14 protein-coding genes and 1 pseudogene are annotated in these 13889 nt (G+C 60.2%); 9 read left to right on the forward strand and 6 right to left on the reverse strand.

All coding sequences use genetic code 11. From position 1 onward, the window contains the following. Positions 1 to 34 precede the first annotated feature (34 nt). On the reverse strand, positions 35 to 1795 hold the full coding sequence (locus tag V1289_RS08200; RefSeq protein WP_334395305.1) for an IS1634 family transposase: 1761 nt from the start codon (positions 1793 to 1795) through the stop codon (positions 35 to 37). A 175-nt stretch (positions 1796 to 1970) separates the two neighbouring features. Between V1289_RS08200 and V1289_RS08205 the strand changes: the two genes are divergently transcribed. Further along, a complete protein-coding gene (locus V1289_RS08205; protein WP_334396467.1) occupies positions 1971 to 3206 on the forward strand; it encodes an IS701 family transposase in 1236 nt (411 codons plus the stop codon). A 302-nt stretch (positions 3207 to 3508) separates the two neighbouring features. Here V1289_RS08205 and V1289_RS08210 read toward each other — a convergent pair whose 3' ends face one another. Continuing rightward, the gene (locus tag V1289_RS08210; RefSeq protein ID WP_334396468.1) at positions 3509 to 3859 is read right to left on the reverse strand and encodes an MAPEG family protein; all 351 of its coding nucleotides are present in this window, start codon (positions 3857 to 3859) and stop codon (positions 3509 to 3511) included. Positions 3860 to 5275: 1416 nt separating this feature from the next. On the opposite strand from V1289_RS08210, the gene V1289_RS08215 reads away from it, so the two are divergent. From V1289_RS08215 to V1289_RS08255, 8 genes and pseudogenes are all read left to right on the forward strand, one after another. Beyond that, a complete protein-coding gene (locus V1289_RS08215) occupies positions 5276 to 5455 on the forward strand; it encodes a hypothetical protein (RefSeq protein ID WP_334396469.1) in 180 nt (59 codons plus the stop codon). Between the two features lie 853 nt (positions 5456 to 6308). Next, the gene (locus V1289_RS08225; RefSeq protein WP_334396471.1) at positions 6309 to 6572 is read left to right on the forward strand and encodes a hypothetical protein; all 264 of its coding nucleotides are present in this window, start codon (positions 6309 to 6311) and stop codon (positions 6570 to 6572) included. Between the two features lie 90 nt (positions 6573 to 6662). Continuing rightward, positions 6663 to 6884, forward strand: a complete 222-nt coding sequence (locus V1289_RS08230; RefSeq protein ID WP_334396472.1) for a hypothetical protein — start codon at positions 6663 to 6665, stop codon at positions 6882 to 6884. Between the two features lie 12 nt (positions 6885 to 6896). Further along, positions 6897 to 7148, forward strand: coding sequence for a hypothetical protein (locus V1289_RS08235; protein WP_334396473.1), 252 nt, complete (start codon positions 6897 to 6899; stop codon positions 7146 to 7148). A 130-nt stretch (positions 7149 to 7278) separates the two neighbouring features. Then, positions 7279 to 7486: pseudogene (locus V1289_RS08240) on the forward strand (PRC-barrel domain containing protein). A 128-nt stretch (positions 7487 to 7614) separates the two neighbouring features. Next, entirely contained in the window at positions 7615 to 7848 is a 234-nt protein-coding gene (locus V1289_RS08245; protein ID WP_334396474.1) for a DNA-directed RNA polymerase subunit alpha C-terminal domain-containing protein, read from the forward strand. A gap of 268 nt (positions 7849 to 8116) precedes the next feature. Continuing rightward, a complete protein-coding gene (locus V1289_RS08250) occupies positions 8117 to 8410 on the forward strand; it encodes a hypothetical protein (protein ID WP_334396475.1) in 294 nt (97 codons plus the stop codon). Between the two features lie 678 nt (positions 8411 to 9088). Then, a complete protein-coding gene (locus tag V1289_RS08255) occupies positions 9089 to 9808 on the forward strand; it encodes a hypothetical protein (RefSeq protein ID WP_334396476.1) in 720 nt (239 codons plus the stop codon). Between the two features lie 343 nt (positions 9809 to 10151). Here V1289_RS08255 and V1289_RS08260 read toward each other — a convergent pair whose 3' ends face one another. The 4 genes from V1289_RS08260 to V1289_RS08275 form a co-directional block, all read right to left on the reverse strand. After that, a complete protein-coding gene (locus V1289_RS08260) occupies positions 10152 to 12260 on the reverse strand; it encodes a 2OG-Fe(II) oxygenase (protein WP_334396477.1) in 2109 nt (702 codons plus the stop codon). A 63-nt stretch (positions 12261 to 12323) separates the two neighbouring features. Continuing rightward, positions 12324 to 12725 carry a type II toxin-antitoxin system VapC family toxin gene (locus tag V1289_RS08265; protein WP_334396478.1) on the reverse strand — a complete coding sequence of 134 codons (402 nt, stop codon included), beginning with the start codon at positions 12723 to 12725 and terminating at the stop codon, positions 12324 to 12326. An 11-nt stretch (positions 12726 to 12736) separates the two neighbouring features. Then, positions 12737 to 12997 carry a type II toxin-antitoxin system Phd/YefM family antitoxin gene (locus tag V1289_RS08270; protein WP_334396479.1) on the reverse strand — a complete coding sequence of 87 codons (261 nt, stop codon included), beginning with the start codon at positions 12995 to 12997 and terminating at the stop codon, positions 12737 to 12739. A gap of 531 nt (positions 12998 to 13528) precedes the next feature. Continuing rightward, on the reverse strand, positions 13529 to 13858 hold the full coding sequence (locus V1289_RS08275) for a hypothetical protein (RefSeq protein ID WP_334396480.1): 330 nt from the start codon (positions 13856 to 13858) through the stop codon (positions 13529 to 13531). Positions 13859 to 13889 lie beyond the last annotated feature (31 nt).

Genomic DNA, 13889 nt, shown 5'->3' on the forward strand with positions numbered 1-13889 from the left:
TGCGGTTTGATCATTCGTCCGCGAGGCTACTCGGTTACTGGACACGAACGGGATTGAGCCCGAGCAGATCGAAGGCCGCCTCCTGGAGGGCGGTTGGTTTGGAGTGAAGGGTAAAGCGGTGCTTGGGGCGCGCGGGCACGTGCATGGTGTTGCGAGCGAGTGTTCCGAGATGCGCAATGAGGTCACCGAAGCTCATGACGCGCTGACCGTCTGCCGATCGCCTGGTTGTCTTCTTGACCTTGACGACGTCTGACGGTGCGGTGGCCGCAACTGGAGAAGTTCGCTCCGCTTTGGCTGCTGCCAGATCGGTGTCGTGGAACAACAGCGGCGCTAGGGCCTCCCGTAGGAGCCACTCGACATGGTAGGCGAGCATGCACAGGAAGACATGAGCCCGCACCCTGTCCGCGGTCCAATGACGGATCGGCCGGATTTCCAGATCGACGCTCTTCAGGGATCGGAATGCCCGTTCGACGTGCGAGAGATCCTTGTAGGCCTGAACTGCTTCTGCGGCATTCAGATGCTCGGCAGGCATGCTGGTTCGGATCACATAGATGCCGTCGAGGCGCGCCTCTGCCTCGATCTGATCGAGCCGTCTATGCCAGGAGAGATGACCATCGCGGATCGTAACGACGAAGTGCTTGGCCATCTTTCTTTTGTTAAGAACCGCGCCGACCGCCAGACCTATTTCGGCAGCGTCACGCAAGGGAGCGTTCCTGCGCCGGACCTTGGCTTCGATCCGGGCCAGTTCGCGTTCAGTCACTGCTAACAAGTCCTCACGCTTGCGCGCCCGTTCGGCGGCGAGGTCGTGATTGCGGCACGCGATCAGCCGTTCGCCTGGGAACATGTCCGGCGCGCTGATTTCGGCGAGATCGCGATCATCGAACAACGACAGCTGTAACGGCCCATTTTCCGCGGCCAGCGCCTGCACCGCCGGTGCACGCAGGCAGGTGATCCAATCGAGATTCGCGGGCCTAAGTTCGTCGCGAATGCGGGCCGAGGTGATCATGCCGCGATCTCCGACCAGCACCAGACGACTGATCCTGAAGCGATCCTTCACCTTCTCGATCTGCGCGCTCAAGGTTGAGGGATCCGCGGTGTTGCCGTCGAACACCTCCACGGCGATCGGCAGTCCCTCGCGTGTGCAGAGCAGCCCATAGACAATTTGCGGCCGGTCCTTGCGGTGATCCCGGCTGTGGCCATAGCGCGCCAGCGGGCAGCAGCGGCCCTCGAAGTAAGATGAGCTGACGTCATAGAGGACCAGCACGCCGTCTTCGAGATGCCGCCGCGCCAAGCCATTTTCGACGCGGCCCTGACGTTCGAGCAGCCAATCCAGCGCCTCATAGGCCTCCCGCTCCTTGACCCGGCCAAGGTGCAAGACCGCGCCCAGACTCGATACCGCCGTCTCCTCATCGATCGCGCGGACAAAGCCCAGCTTCGATCGTGGCGCAATCAACCGATCAACCACCATGGCGACAACGAGATCGCAGCAGCGTCGCGAGGCCGGATCCTTCGCCGCACCCAGAATCAACCGGTCGAGGCCAATCTTGCGGATCATTCCAAGCGCCGCCGCAACATGGCCGTGCGGCAATGAGCGCTCGACTTCCAGTTCCTGCGGACCAGTGCCGATGACCGTTCCGCCCTTCAGCACCGCCTTCAACGTATCGATCATATCACGCGGCAGCTTGCTGAGATTGGCCAACGTCCGCTTCTGCGAACGGCCTTGCTCGTCGCGATAACTCTCCCGCAGCAACACCGCAGGCGGAGAGTCTCGATTGGGCACCATCTCGATGAACATGCCCGAATCGAATCATATCCTCGCCGATTTGGGAATCCCCTTACATGGACACAATCACAGGATCATTCCCACCCTAACCCACTGCACTGACTCAAGTCTCTCCTGACGACACGAGCAAACTTCGGGCTAGCACTACAGTTGCCTTTTATGCAGTTTTCTGAATCCATGGGCAACCATGATTCGAAGATCGTGGACGCGGCCAGCGTCGATTGAAGAGACGCTTGCGCTGTGGGCGGCGTCGCTTCGTGAGATCAAGCAACGGATACGTCCGTTGTTCAATCAAGATCGTGTTGCGAGGAATGCAGGCTTGTTTCTGGAAAGCCTGCTCGGAGATGAGCAACGCAAGACCGGTTGGATGCGCGCGGAGGCAGCTGGCGATCCCGGTCCTTGGCGGCAACAGGCGATCCTGGGTCGCAGGGATTGGGATGCTGATGGTCTGCGCGATATCGTCCGCGATTATGTCATCGAGCATTTGGCGGATGACGATGCGGTGCTCGTGATCGACGAGACCGGCTTTCTCAAGCAGGGCAAGGCGTCGTGCGGGGTGGCGCGGCAATACACTGGTTCCGCCGGCAAGATCACGAACTGCCAGATCGGCGTCTTCGCCGCCTACGTGTCGCGCCACGGTCATGCGTTCATCGATCGCGCGCTGTATCTTCCGAAGGAATGGACCGACGATCCAGATCGTCTGGAAGCCGCATATGTGCCTCCCGGTGCCGGCTTTGCGACCAAGCCAAAGCTTGCAACGAGCATGATCGCACGCGCCATAGCCGCGTCTGTACCATTCAAGTGGGTTGCCGGTGATACTGTCTACGGTGTTGGCGATATCGAACAGCAATTACGCCGGGCAGGCAAAGGCTACGTGCTCGGGGTCAGCAGCGCTCATGTATTTCAATCCTGGGGCAAGCGGCGATCGGTCGCCGGCAAGGCCGCGGACATCGCTCGGACGCGGCGCGCGTCCGATTGGAAACGCCTGTCGGCAGGGGCCGGAACCAAAGGACCGCGGCTGCACGATTGGTGCTATCTCGAATTGGCCGATCTCGAGGTCGAAGAATTTTACAGCGCAAATCATGGTCTTTGGACACGAGGTCTGCTGATCCGTCGTCGTATCGCCGATGGCGATCTCGCCTTCTTCACCACCTGGTGTCCAGCGGGAACATCCATCGAAACGCTGGTGGCGGTCGAAGGCCATCGGTGGGCGATCGAGGACAGCTTTGAGACCGCGAAAAACGAGTTCGGGCTCGATCACAACGAGAGCAGATCCTGGCATGGGTGGCATCGCCACGTTTCCCTGGTGATGCTCGCCTTCGCCATGATGGCGGTGATCCGCCATCGCGCCAATTCGCCGCCGCCCAAAAAAACGAAACGCCGAACCACGGCAAAACTCAAAATATCACCAATCCGTCATTGATCCGTTGGTCAATCCAGGAAGTCCGCCGCATCGCCATCAGGCTCGCCCGAAAGCGGATCCAACCCGCACACATCATCGCATGGTCACTCTGGCGCAGAACTCACCAGGCCGCCGCCCAACGGGCCCACTTCAAAAAACGACAACTGTAATGCTAGAGGAAAGGCGGGCCGAATTCGAGAAGAAGCTAGCTCAAGGTCTGGCTGCTCGGAAAGCGAAGGGGAAATGAGCGGACCGGCTCACAATGGAATGATGAATGATCGCGCTGACGGTCGCGGCACCTGTCGCCTTTTCATTGCCCGCTGTTAGATCAAAAGAAGAATTCTCAGGGCGAAGTAGATCCACATCGCGAAAAGCACCATTGCGCCCGCAAGCGAGGCCATAGAGCGCCGCCGAGCGTCGTTCGACGTTGCGAAAATTCCGGCTTGGGCGAAGCACGTCACCACGAACACCCAGGACAGCAACACGATGACGAGATCCGCATGGCGCAGCGGTAGCGCCAGCGCGACCAAAGTATAGAACAATAGCGGCAGCTCGGACTGGGGAGTCAGAGTCTCTCCGCCCGCGAGCACCCCTCGCCGCGCACCGACCAACAAAAACGCGAAGGTAAGACCGACCAGAACAAAAACCGGTAGCAAAACGATTTGTGCTGACATGGGAATTCTCCTCGGTGCGAATCCTCGGCATACTAAGTAGACGACCGATTCCATGAAACTGCTCATATGCATTGCGCACTTTAGTCAACAAATTCAGGCTGTTTCGAGAGCAACGATATGATTCGAACTTTGGAAGCGTCTGACTAGGTACCGCGTTGGATGCAGCGCGATCTATTTACGAGTGCACCGCACTGTGGCCTAGCGCGCCCGGTCAGGTTGCGGAATGATCCCCACAATCAGGGCGGGGGTTTTCCTTTTGTCATGCCGTATCTCCTGAATTCATTGCTCGGAGATTGGATGACCATTGCCCGTGAGGAGATTGAGACGCTTAGGCTGTTGAGGGCCTTCGCAAGGATCAAGGATAGTGCGAAACGTCGCAAAATAATTGAGTTGGTCGAAGCCGCGGCGCGCACTCCCAAGCACGGTCGGGACGGAAAGGAGGAGCCCTGCGATTAACAGAAGCCGCTTCCACAAGCTCGCTCGTCTCACCGAGCAGGCGCGGAACGAGAGCGGCGCTCGACAACTCCTTCCGTGATGACGCGCAGCCAGCGTGCGACTGCATAGTTTTCCTGCAGTATCGACTGCGGCTCTTTACAAATCCAGGCTGAGCCCCGACGATGCCGACCGCGGGTACAGTCGGGTGGCGTGGCGTGTCGTTGCAGATGATTACCCTGGGGGTTCGTGGTTGATATCTCACTACCGGTTCAGCCTACGCGAACCCGTCGGTTCGGCTCCAGCGCCAGCGTGTAGCCTGGAAAGTCAATCGCGAGGCCCTCAGCTGCACCACGTTGCTGGCCCTCGCCGCTCACCGCTCCTCGTCCGGATGCACCCTTAAAGCCCTCGATCGGGTAGACACGAGATGGGCAGAGTGACTGCGCGCACCGACCAATAGCGTCGGGTACTGCCGAAATCGGCCACTCGCAAGAACAAAACAGGCCACTGGGATCTGGAACCAATCCCGTCCCCGCTCCTTGGAATGGTCGGGTGCGCTCCGCCGCCCGCTGAGCGCTACCGAGCCAGAACGGCCTCAGACGCCCCCGAGCTGGGGCCGTTTCTTAAGGAGCCTGTGTCTAACGTTCGTTCCGCATGTAGGGGCTCCGTTCGGAGACGAGCTTCAGTGCCGGGTCTGCATTCATCGCCTGGGCGACGGCATGCATGCGGGGCACGTTCTCCGGGTTGCCCCAGAAGATCCAGACGGTAACGCCGACGGCGAGAACGCCGCTGTGAGCCAAAGGTCCCGCTTCATTGCGTCCTCCTGTTTCAGGTTGAGATGCACATACGGGGCCAATTGCGGCGAGGCGCCGCAATCAATTCGCCGGCGCCAGCATTTAGAACGGCGCGCCGCTCGCGATCAGCAGCGGCTCGAGGAACGTTCGCCTCCTTTTCGTATTGGACAGCGAAAGGGAGGACACACCCATGGTCCGCGACCTTTTTACCATTGCCGCGGCTTCGGTCCTGTTTGGCGTGATTGTCTGGTTTGTCTTGGGAGATGCGCAAAAGAGGCCCCTGCAACGGAGCACTCTGCAGATGGAAACCTCTCATTCCTTAAATGATGATCCCGATTTGAGGCCAATCTCCGAGCGCACAGAACGCTGATGGCCGCGGCACACCGCCCGGCCTACCGCTCCTCATCCGGATGCACCAACTTGTAGGGCGTGATCTCCCGCTTCTCGGTCAGCTTGATCATCCGGGCCGAAGCTGGAAAACCGCTGCCTGGTCCCGCCCAGCAGCTTTGCTTGATGGCTCTCCGCGGGGGTTCACGATGACTGAAAAGAGGCCGCCAACTGAGGCGGCCTTTACATGCGAAACTTTGTTCCTAGCCGGAGCACTACAGGGCTGGCGACTCCCCGCGCGCCGCGATCTCGCGTTCGACCGTTGACGCCAGCAAACTCAAGTGCTCGGCTAGGCTTGAGAATAGCTCTCGTTTCGGAACATCGGTGGCTAGGTCACGGATAATGGCGCACTCCGCAGCATCGCAGCGGAGCTTCTCCAAGTACGTCAGGATGTCCTTCATTCCCGAACGCTATACCCTTCCTGGGCAACTAGGACACTCCAAAGATGACACTGGGGTTAAATACGGACAGCGCCCGAACATGGTGCTGTCCTATTAGGACACTCGCAACTGCGAATTAGGAACACCCCGCCGTCGGGAAAAAGTTGCAATGTTCCCGGAACGAGTTCGTGTCGCGTCCGGTTTGGCTCGGTGGCTGCCATGATCAGGCCCCAGCTCGTCCATGTCCCCGAGGAGCTGGGGCCGTTTTCGTTTTGACACACTGGAACCAAGGAGCGCCCGAAAGAGTCGGTTCCTGCTTCCGGTTTAGATGCCCCCGAAAGCCCCAACCGGAAGAAAACCTGCCAACCAGGTTGGCGGCCCCGGCGTCCACCGCTGGGGCCGTTTCCCCTTGTGCCGCACTCTCACCTCCGGTTGGATGCGACCCGGGGCGGGGAAATGTCAGAGCTTTCGTCAGGCTGGGGCCGAGAATTCGACGAGCAGGTCGCGCTGCCGGACGGCGGCAAGCTCGTCCTTCTTCGCGACGCGGCCTACATCACAGCGCTTCCGGCGAAAGAAGCCGCCCTCGCCGAATGGCAGGCCACGATCGAGGCGCTCATCCTGGTGGCGGATCTCGGCGGCCCGACGATGTTCGCCCGGATCGGTGTCGTGAGAGCGCTTAACCGAAATGTCGAGCGAGTATTCAACAGCTCCGGCAAATAGCATCATTGGGGACGCCGCAAGCTGGCGCGGGATCAGTGAACGGCAGGGAACGAAGGCGGTTCGCCGTTGGTTGATTCCGCGGAGGCCGAGATGTCCGATCACCAGCGCGAGATTTACCACAGCGAGAACGGCGACCGATGGTTGCTCTGTCGCAATGACAATGGACGTGTTTTCGTCTTACATAAAGCCAACGTGCCTTCGGGCGGAATGGCGACCAAAATCGAGCTCGGAGACTTTCTTGGAGGAGGCAAAGCAGGCCCCGAGCATCAAGCGCTTGCCCGGCTGATCGGTAGTCTCGTCGACAGGGACTGACCAGAGGCTGTCATGCGAACTCGGCTGAAGGCGAAGGGAACGCCCGCGATCAAATCGGCTCTCCTGTGCCTTGCGTGCGTTTCCCTGTCATCGTGCGCGAGCGGTCGAACCGCAGGCGAACATATCGCGGACATGCCGCATTGGATGGGCGGCCTGCCGGAAGACGCACCGCCGCGCCGCGGCACGCCGGAATACGATGCATGGATGGCAAAGCGGGCGCAGGAAGCGGCGAGGCCGAAGGTTGAGCAGCAGCAGCCTAAATAGCCGCTGCCCGTTCCCCGTCTGGGTGCACCCAAAGATAAAGGCGTAATTTCGCGCGTTTGGTCGGCGGGTGGCGAGGGCGACAATCCGGCGACCTCCTGTGCAAATACCTCCTCTCGCTTCGGAGGCAAGCATGCCAATCAAGCGCCGTGCATCAACCATCCTCCGTGCATTCGAGAAGGCCCAGACCGAGCTCGTCGGCAAGGCTGTAATCCTCACCGATGGAAAGGCTGGGACCGTAGAAAAAAGTTTGGCTTGACGAGCTTCACGGTCTGCGAATCTCGATTAAGGACCACGATGGGAAGTGGCCGGTCTCCACCATCAAACTTGAGCAGAGCTAGATCGGTTGCCCCTGAGAGGCGAACCGTTCATTTCCATCGGGGGCGGGTTTTTGTAGCGTTAGCGCCCTGGAACAAACAGACCCTCGCGGACATTGAAGGCGTATCAACTGCAACCAAAGGGATTGGCTATGCTCGATCCCACCCAAGAACTTCCGGATAATACGCCGATCACCGATGTTGAATTTCCGGCGCGTATTCGCAACATGCTGGCGGCCGCTGGGCTCAAGACGGTCGGGGAGGTGCGCGAGGCACCCGACGAAGTGCTGTTGAGCTTTCAAGATATTGGAAAAGCCGCTGTCACCCTTCTCCGCGAAACGCTGGGCCTGCCTTCGACTGACGGCGTTCGAACAAGAGTCCGATAATCAGCCCCCCGGTCGGACTCACCTCTCCTCGTCCGGATGCACCCACTTGTAAGGCGTGATGGCGCGGGTGGCATGTGTGCACCAACGCCTCCTGGGACCAGTAGCGGACAAAAAACCTTGGGCTAATTGTGCTCTGGCGGGTGGAACGAATCTTCTCAGGCTAGTTTGAGTCGATAACTCAGGGACCGCGCTCCGTGAAGCTGTCCGGCTGTTACCGCCCCGTGTCATCCAGCCGGGGAAATGCTTCCGGGCAAAGAAAGATGTTGCGATGACCGGCAAATACGCTCCGCCGGCAGTTACGATCCGGAGTTATCCGGATTCTCCGATTTGCGATGTTGTGGTTGTCGTTCGGGACCAGGAAATGATTCTCCGCTGCCGTGACTATCGCCAGGCGATGCAATGGGCGCGCCTAGAACGTAAGACATACAAAATTCCCGAACCTGATACGGGCTTTCCGGCCAATGAAGAATCCGACGACCGTTTTGATTTACGTCGACACCAACAAGCAATAAGTTGGCGACCGCGATCACCTGAAGGTCTTTGCGAGCGAGATCGCTGCTGAGACATGGCTGCAGGAACACGAGCCGGAAGGCGTTGCGTTCGAGTATGAGTGTGAATCAGCACCGGAGTCGGACCCCTCCGGGCGAAAGCAGCAATGCTTTGAAGACAATCGAGAAAATCGGTTCGAGGTGGGATCCCGATCCGCGCCGATCGGGACCCCTGTGACCAATCAAACTCGTTCATCCAATCAATGCGTTCGGGAGGAATCGGACGGGGTTCTTGGACCGTGCTGATTCACAGCAATTTGGCTTCACAGCGACCGCAAGGCTACTCCGACATGCACCGCCGGACCACCTTCTCTTTCTTTGCAAATCGCGATCGCAGAAGCAGCCAAGCTTTCCGGACGCCTAAATCTGCATCACCGCTGCCGCCGCACCTGTGGCATTTCCATTCGCTGTTCAACGGTAGGATCAACACCAGACCCGGAGCACGCCTTGCCTGCTCTGCCAAGCGTTCGCGTTCTTCTCGGAAAGCGCTTGCAAAATCCAATGGGCCCGGCACGTCGCCTCAATCGCAGGGTCCCCGCTTCGGCTGATGAGTTTCGCTTTCGATCAACCCAACCTGTACCTTTCTGGGCTCGCGGCGCCGGCCGATTCGAATTCGGGAGGTTGCTGTTCCGCGAATCAATACACTTCGCTAATAATCGCGACGAGCTGCCGGCCCAACTCGGAGGCGTCCCATGGCCCTTTCGCTTGCCAAACAACAGCCCACACTGCCTTGGGACGACGATATGCGCTCGACGCGCGACGATATCCTTCTCCGGTATCTTCGCCTGCGGGAAATCTCCAAGAGACTTCATGAGGAAGTTCTCAATTGCGTCTCCGGCGACAGACTGCTGGATCACGCGCGTCGGCTCGGATTGACGCGAGGAAAGACGTTGTTTCTCGAAGACGTCGAAGAGATGTACTACGTCTACGATCTTGCTGTTTACACCGCGCCTGCGGATCGTTCGCGAGCGATCGACCGTTACGCGAAGTCCGCCAAATTCGACGCGCAGTCTGACGAGCGGCTGATGCTGGACGCGATGCGCGCGTCGCAGTTTGCCATACTCTTGATCGAACAGCGTCACGATACGGTGGGCCTGATCGCCACCGACATTCTCCGCAACTTCAAGGTATGGCTGCTCGATGTCGGGCTTGAGAATTCGATGGACGATGGAGAATTGATCGCTACCAGGCTGCTCACCCCCGGGAAGTTCTCGATGACCGCCGGCGTCAATATTCCGTTCGAGATCGAAATGCTCGAACCGATTTGCATGCTGTTGCCGCAGCGCATGGGCAATGGCAAGCTGAGCCGAATAGCTGAGGACAGGCGCTTCGCTGAAGCCGTCTACAAGGTAGGGCTCGCGAACGGCGTCATGGATCGCATGACCTACCTCGATCTACCCGATGGTGCCTGACCTCAACGGCACCCGGGGAACGGCAAGCCTCCGCGCGATGAAGCGCGACCTGCGAACAATCCTCTCGCGGTCGCCCAGGACCGGAATTGCCGCATGGCTTCCGAGATGTGCTGCAAATTGAGCCGGACAGCTTCCTCCAGGCAGTCGATCTGCCCGCAGCGCCAGCGTTCCACCGCTCGAGCGTCAAGCCACCCAATCCCGACGAGGATGTCGATGGCACTTGCAAAGTGCCGGGCGGCAAGTGCCGCTTCGGACACTTTGGCGACACGATCAGAACGTGGAACCCGATTCTTCCGACTCATCTGGGGGCGCCCCCCCTATTCCGTGCGGTGCGAGGCCATCGTCATCCGCCCAGCGCCGACACATGCTCAAGATCCTGCCGACGCTGCTTCGCGCGCCGTTCGTAGCTGGCCCGGTTCTTGATGGCGACCAGCGTGTGGGGGCTGCCGCGCCTTTCCGTCGTGAGGTCAAGGTCGCACGCCGCGCTCCGGACGCTTTGCTCGACGTGGGTCCTTCGATCCTGGACCGCCTTCAGGCGCCATTGCTGTTGATCCGGCGCAACCAGGAACGCGCCCAGCCCACGGCAGTCGCTACATGTGCATTTGAGCGGGTTGGTCCTGGTCCAGTCCCGCGGCGCCTCCAGCGGCAGGGCGATGCGCCTGCGCAGGTGGTCGAGAGACGCCTCTCGAAGCCGCCCCACCGCCGGCCACGCCGTGCTTTCCACCAGCTTGGCAAACGCACGAGCGGCGGGGACCAGCACGTCGTCCGGCTCGTATGTCTTCGGCCAGGCCAGCAGGTGCTCGATCGCACGCGCCGCGAGCCCCGCATCGATCCGGCTCGTCGCCGTCAGAAGATCGACGACGAAGCCCGGCTTCACCGGCGTTGGCCGAGCCCAAGTGCTAACCAGCACCTGCTTGGCCGGGTCGCCCGGCAAAGTGTCTGCCAAGGCTGCGCCGATCTGCTCCAGATCACCCGTCGCACCCGTCGGTTCCGCGACGCAGCTCAACAGCAGATCGCCGCAGGCGCTGAGATGGGCCGGAGCATTACACCTGACAATCCGGACCAGCAGCTCCGTGGCACGCGGGGCCGGAAGAAGGGCGGCGGCGCGCACGATCGCCCCGTTGTCGGGCGCGGCATAATGACCTTCGGCGGACAGTTCGGCGAGAAACGTATCGATGCGCTCCACGTTCCCCAGCCTGACCTGCAAATCGAGCATCCGGCCGGCTTCGGCGTCGCCGTCCGCCCGCCAAGACGAGCGGGACCAGGAGCGCAGCATGTGCCCCGATAGCTCATCGGCCTCACGCCACAACGGCGACTGGATCGATGCGCTGCTCGTCTCGCAGCGCGCGGTTAGATCTTCGAGATACGGCAGCGTCGTGCGGAGGCCGGCCTGATTCAGCACCGCGAGCCGCCGCGCGGTCGGCCACAACACGAAACCGGCACGGCGATAGGTGCGCTCGAAGGACGCGCCTTCGTTGCCCGTCGCCTCGTGAAAGTGCTGCTCGTCCGGCGTTAGATCCTCGAAGGCATCGGGCGGGCAAAGTTCATCCTCGGCGAATGGAAAAACGTCGAACTCGGCCTTGCCGCCATCCGGACGCCGCCACTCGGACAGGATCAGCGCCCGGTCGAGGATCTCGGCAACTTCAAATTCTTCCTCCTCCTCCTCGTCACGACTCCGGTGGCGATGGCCGTAATAGCTGGTATGTTCGGCGCTGCCGCTCTCCTCGATCGACACGAGAGCGAGGTGGAGATCGCATTCCGCCTCAGCGGCGGCCTTGACCAGCACGGAGGCAACGCCCGCATCGGCACCCTTGAGGGCACTGAACGACAGCTCCGCCGGCGTATAGACGTGCTCCAGGGGCAGGATCAGCTTATCGGGCTCGTCCTCCGCGCTCGCCCAGCTCCGCAGCAACTCCACCACCCGCCCGTGCTCTGCGCGATAGTCGGGCGCCTTCAGCGGGCGCCCCTTCCCGACGAAACGCAAATTGTAGACGAGGGTCAGGCGACATCCGGTCTTGACAGGACGCACTTCATGCACGCAATCGGCATAGAAGGCCGCGAATCCGATGTCCGACGGTTCCTCCGGACGCGGGTCGAGCACCACCTCCCGGCCGAGATGCTTTATGACCAATTCGCCGCCGCTATGGGTCGAGGGTAGCACGAGCACCATCGTCGCGAACATGCCGGGGACCTTCTCGGTATCGCGGTGATCGACGAAGAAGCTGCCGGTATCGTAGACAAGAAACTTATAGAAGTCGGCCGCAACCGGCTCACTCACACCGAGCCCAAGGGCTATGTCGGCGACGAGTTCGGCCAGGGTCTTGTCCCAGTGACGCCCCCCGATGCGAATCTTGGCGGAATCGATCTGCCAGGTTCTTCGGACTTCGCGATCGACCACCGTCTCCTCGCCGCGCCCATAGGGGGCGGCCAGCGTGGTACCGATCGACGGCATGGCAACTCCCCGCAAGCTGGACAGCGTTTTCGTGAACGATCGTCAAGTCGACGCGCTGGGCCTTCAAGAAATGATACGCAGCGAACGCACGCGCGAGAAATCGCGGTCATGGGTCACCAGGGCGGCCGCGTTGATCGCCAATGCGCTAGCCGCTTGAACAGCATCTGCCAGCTTGAGGCGCAGCGACGCCCGCAGTCTTGCAGCGCTTTCCGCAATGTCGACGTCAAGCGCGATCGGCTGCCACGATTCGAGGATCGCACGATAACGCTGCGCGAGTGCGTCATCAGCCGCCTGCAGGGGGCTGGTCAGCACCTCGGCGATGGTGATGGTTGTTACGGCGAAACGCAGGTGCCCAGTTCCATGGGCTTCGAAGAGCGGCTTGAAGCGGGGCCCGAATTTCGGGTGCCCCTCGAGGAAGTAAATGATGGGCGCCGAATCGATGAGAACCAGCGCATCCTCCGGCATATCCCCAAAATCTAGCGGCTCCATTCGTCACGCAGCTTTCGAAGCGTACGGGTACTGTTCTTTCCCCATAGCCCACGACCCGATCCTGTGACGGGCATCAGCGGCTGCTGGCGAATGACAGCGGCGCCATACGCCTCGATCGGGACGAGCGCCGCAACTGGACGACCATGTCTGGTAATGATCGTCGAACGGCCCTTGTCGGCTGCATCGAGAAGATCCGGGAGCTGATTGCGGGCTTCTTCAGCGCCTTTGCGCAAGATGGGATTCACCATTGCTTGCCTCCGAAATAACCGTACAGCACCGTACAGCTTCTGTCAAGCATCCGTCGCGTGCGCCGCTCAAACGTTCACTGGGCTCGCCACACCGACCGCATCTCTCTGGGCGCGGGCTTAACCGGGAGAATCACAACAAAGGGCTGCACGGTGGCGGAGTCCATGACGGCGATTAGATCGGAACGATCTCGATCATTGGGTGGGAGAACGAACATGCACTTCCTTTCGCCGCCAAAGATCTATGGAGATTGGAAGATCCGCAATCTTCCGCCGGCATCCGCAGGGTTCGCGGTTTTGTTCTGAATGGTGGCAATTTGGCGCGCCACCCAGAATAAAACTATGAACTCTTATATTATTGAAATTACTATGTAATTACCATCTACGGCATGCTCTACTGCCCATGACCACCGCCGTCAGCCAGCGTCGAGCGATCCAGTTCAATGCCCTGGTCGCGCAAATCTGAGCCTCGATCCGGCGGCAATTGAACACCAGAACCCCAGAACCTGGGCGATGGTGGCCTCGCTCCAGGCGCTATTTTTTGTGTTCCGAATCTGTCGCCGCGTTTGCTTTGAGTACTCCGCTCTGGACCATTCTGGCGGTAAGTTGCTGGATTTGATTCATCAGCTCGACGGCTGCCCCCGCCGTGAGAACCAGTCGGCAAGAGGGATATCGCTTCGCGATCGCTGGAGCAGTTTGCTCCGGCTTTTCGAATCGCGTCACACCGAAATTTATCCTGAGCGTTTGGCCATCGAAAAACACCAAATCGATTGAATCAGCGAAGGTCTCGCCGAGTTCGGGCAAATCCACGTGTTGGACTTTCAGCGCTTGCTGTTCCGTCGCTTCTTGAACTTTCTTGACCATACATCTCGTCCTATATTCCTAAATGCGTCTA

It is taken from the genome of Bradyrhizobium sp. AZCC 2289, from assembly GCF_036924615.1.
Classification (GTDB): domain Bacteria; phylum Pseudomonadota; class Alphaproteobacteria; order Rhizobiales; family Xanthobacteraceae; genus Bradyrhizobium.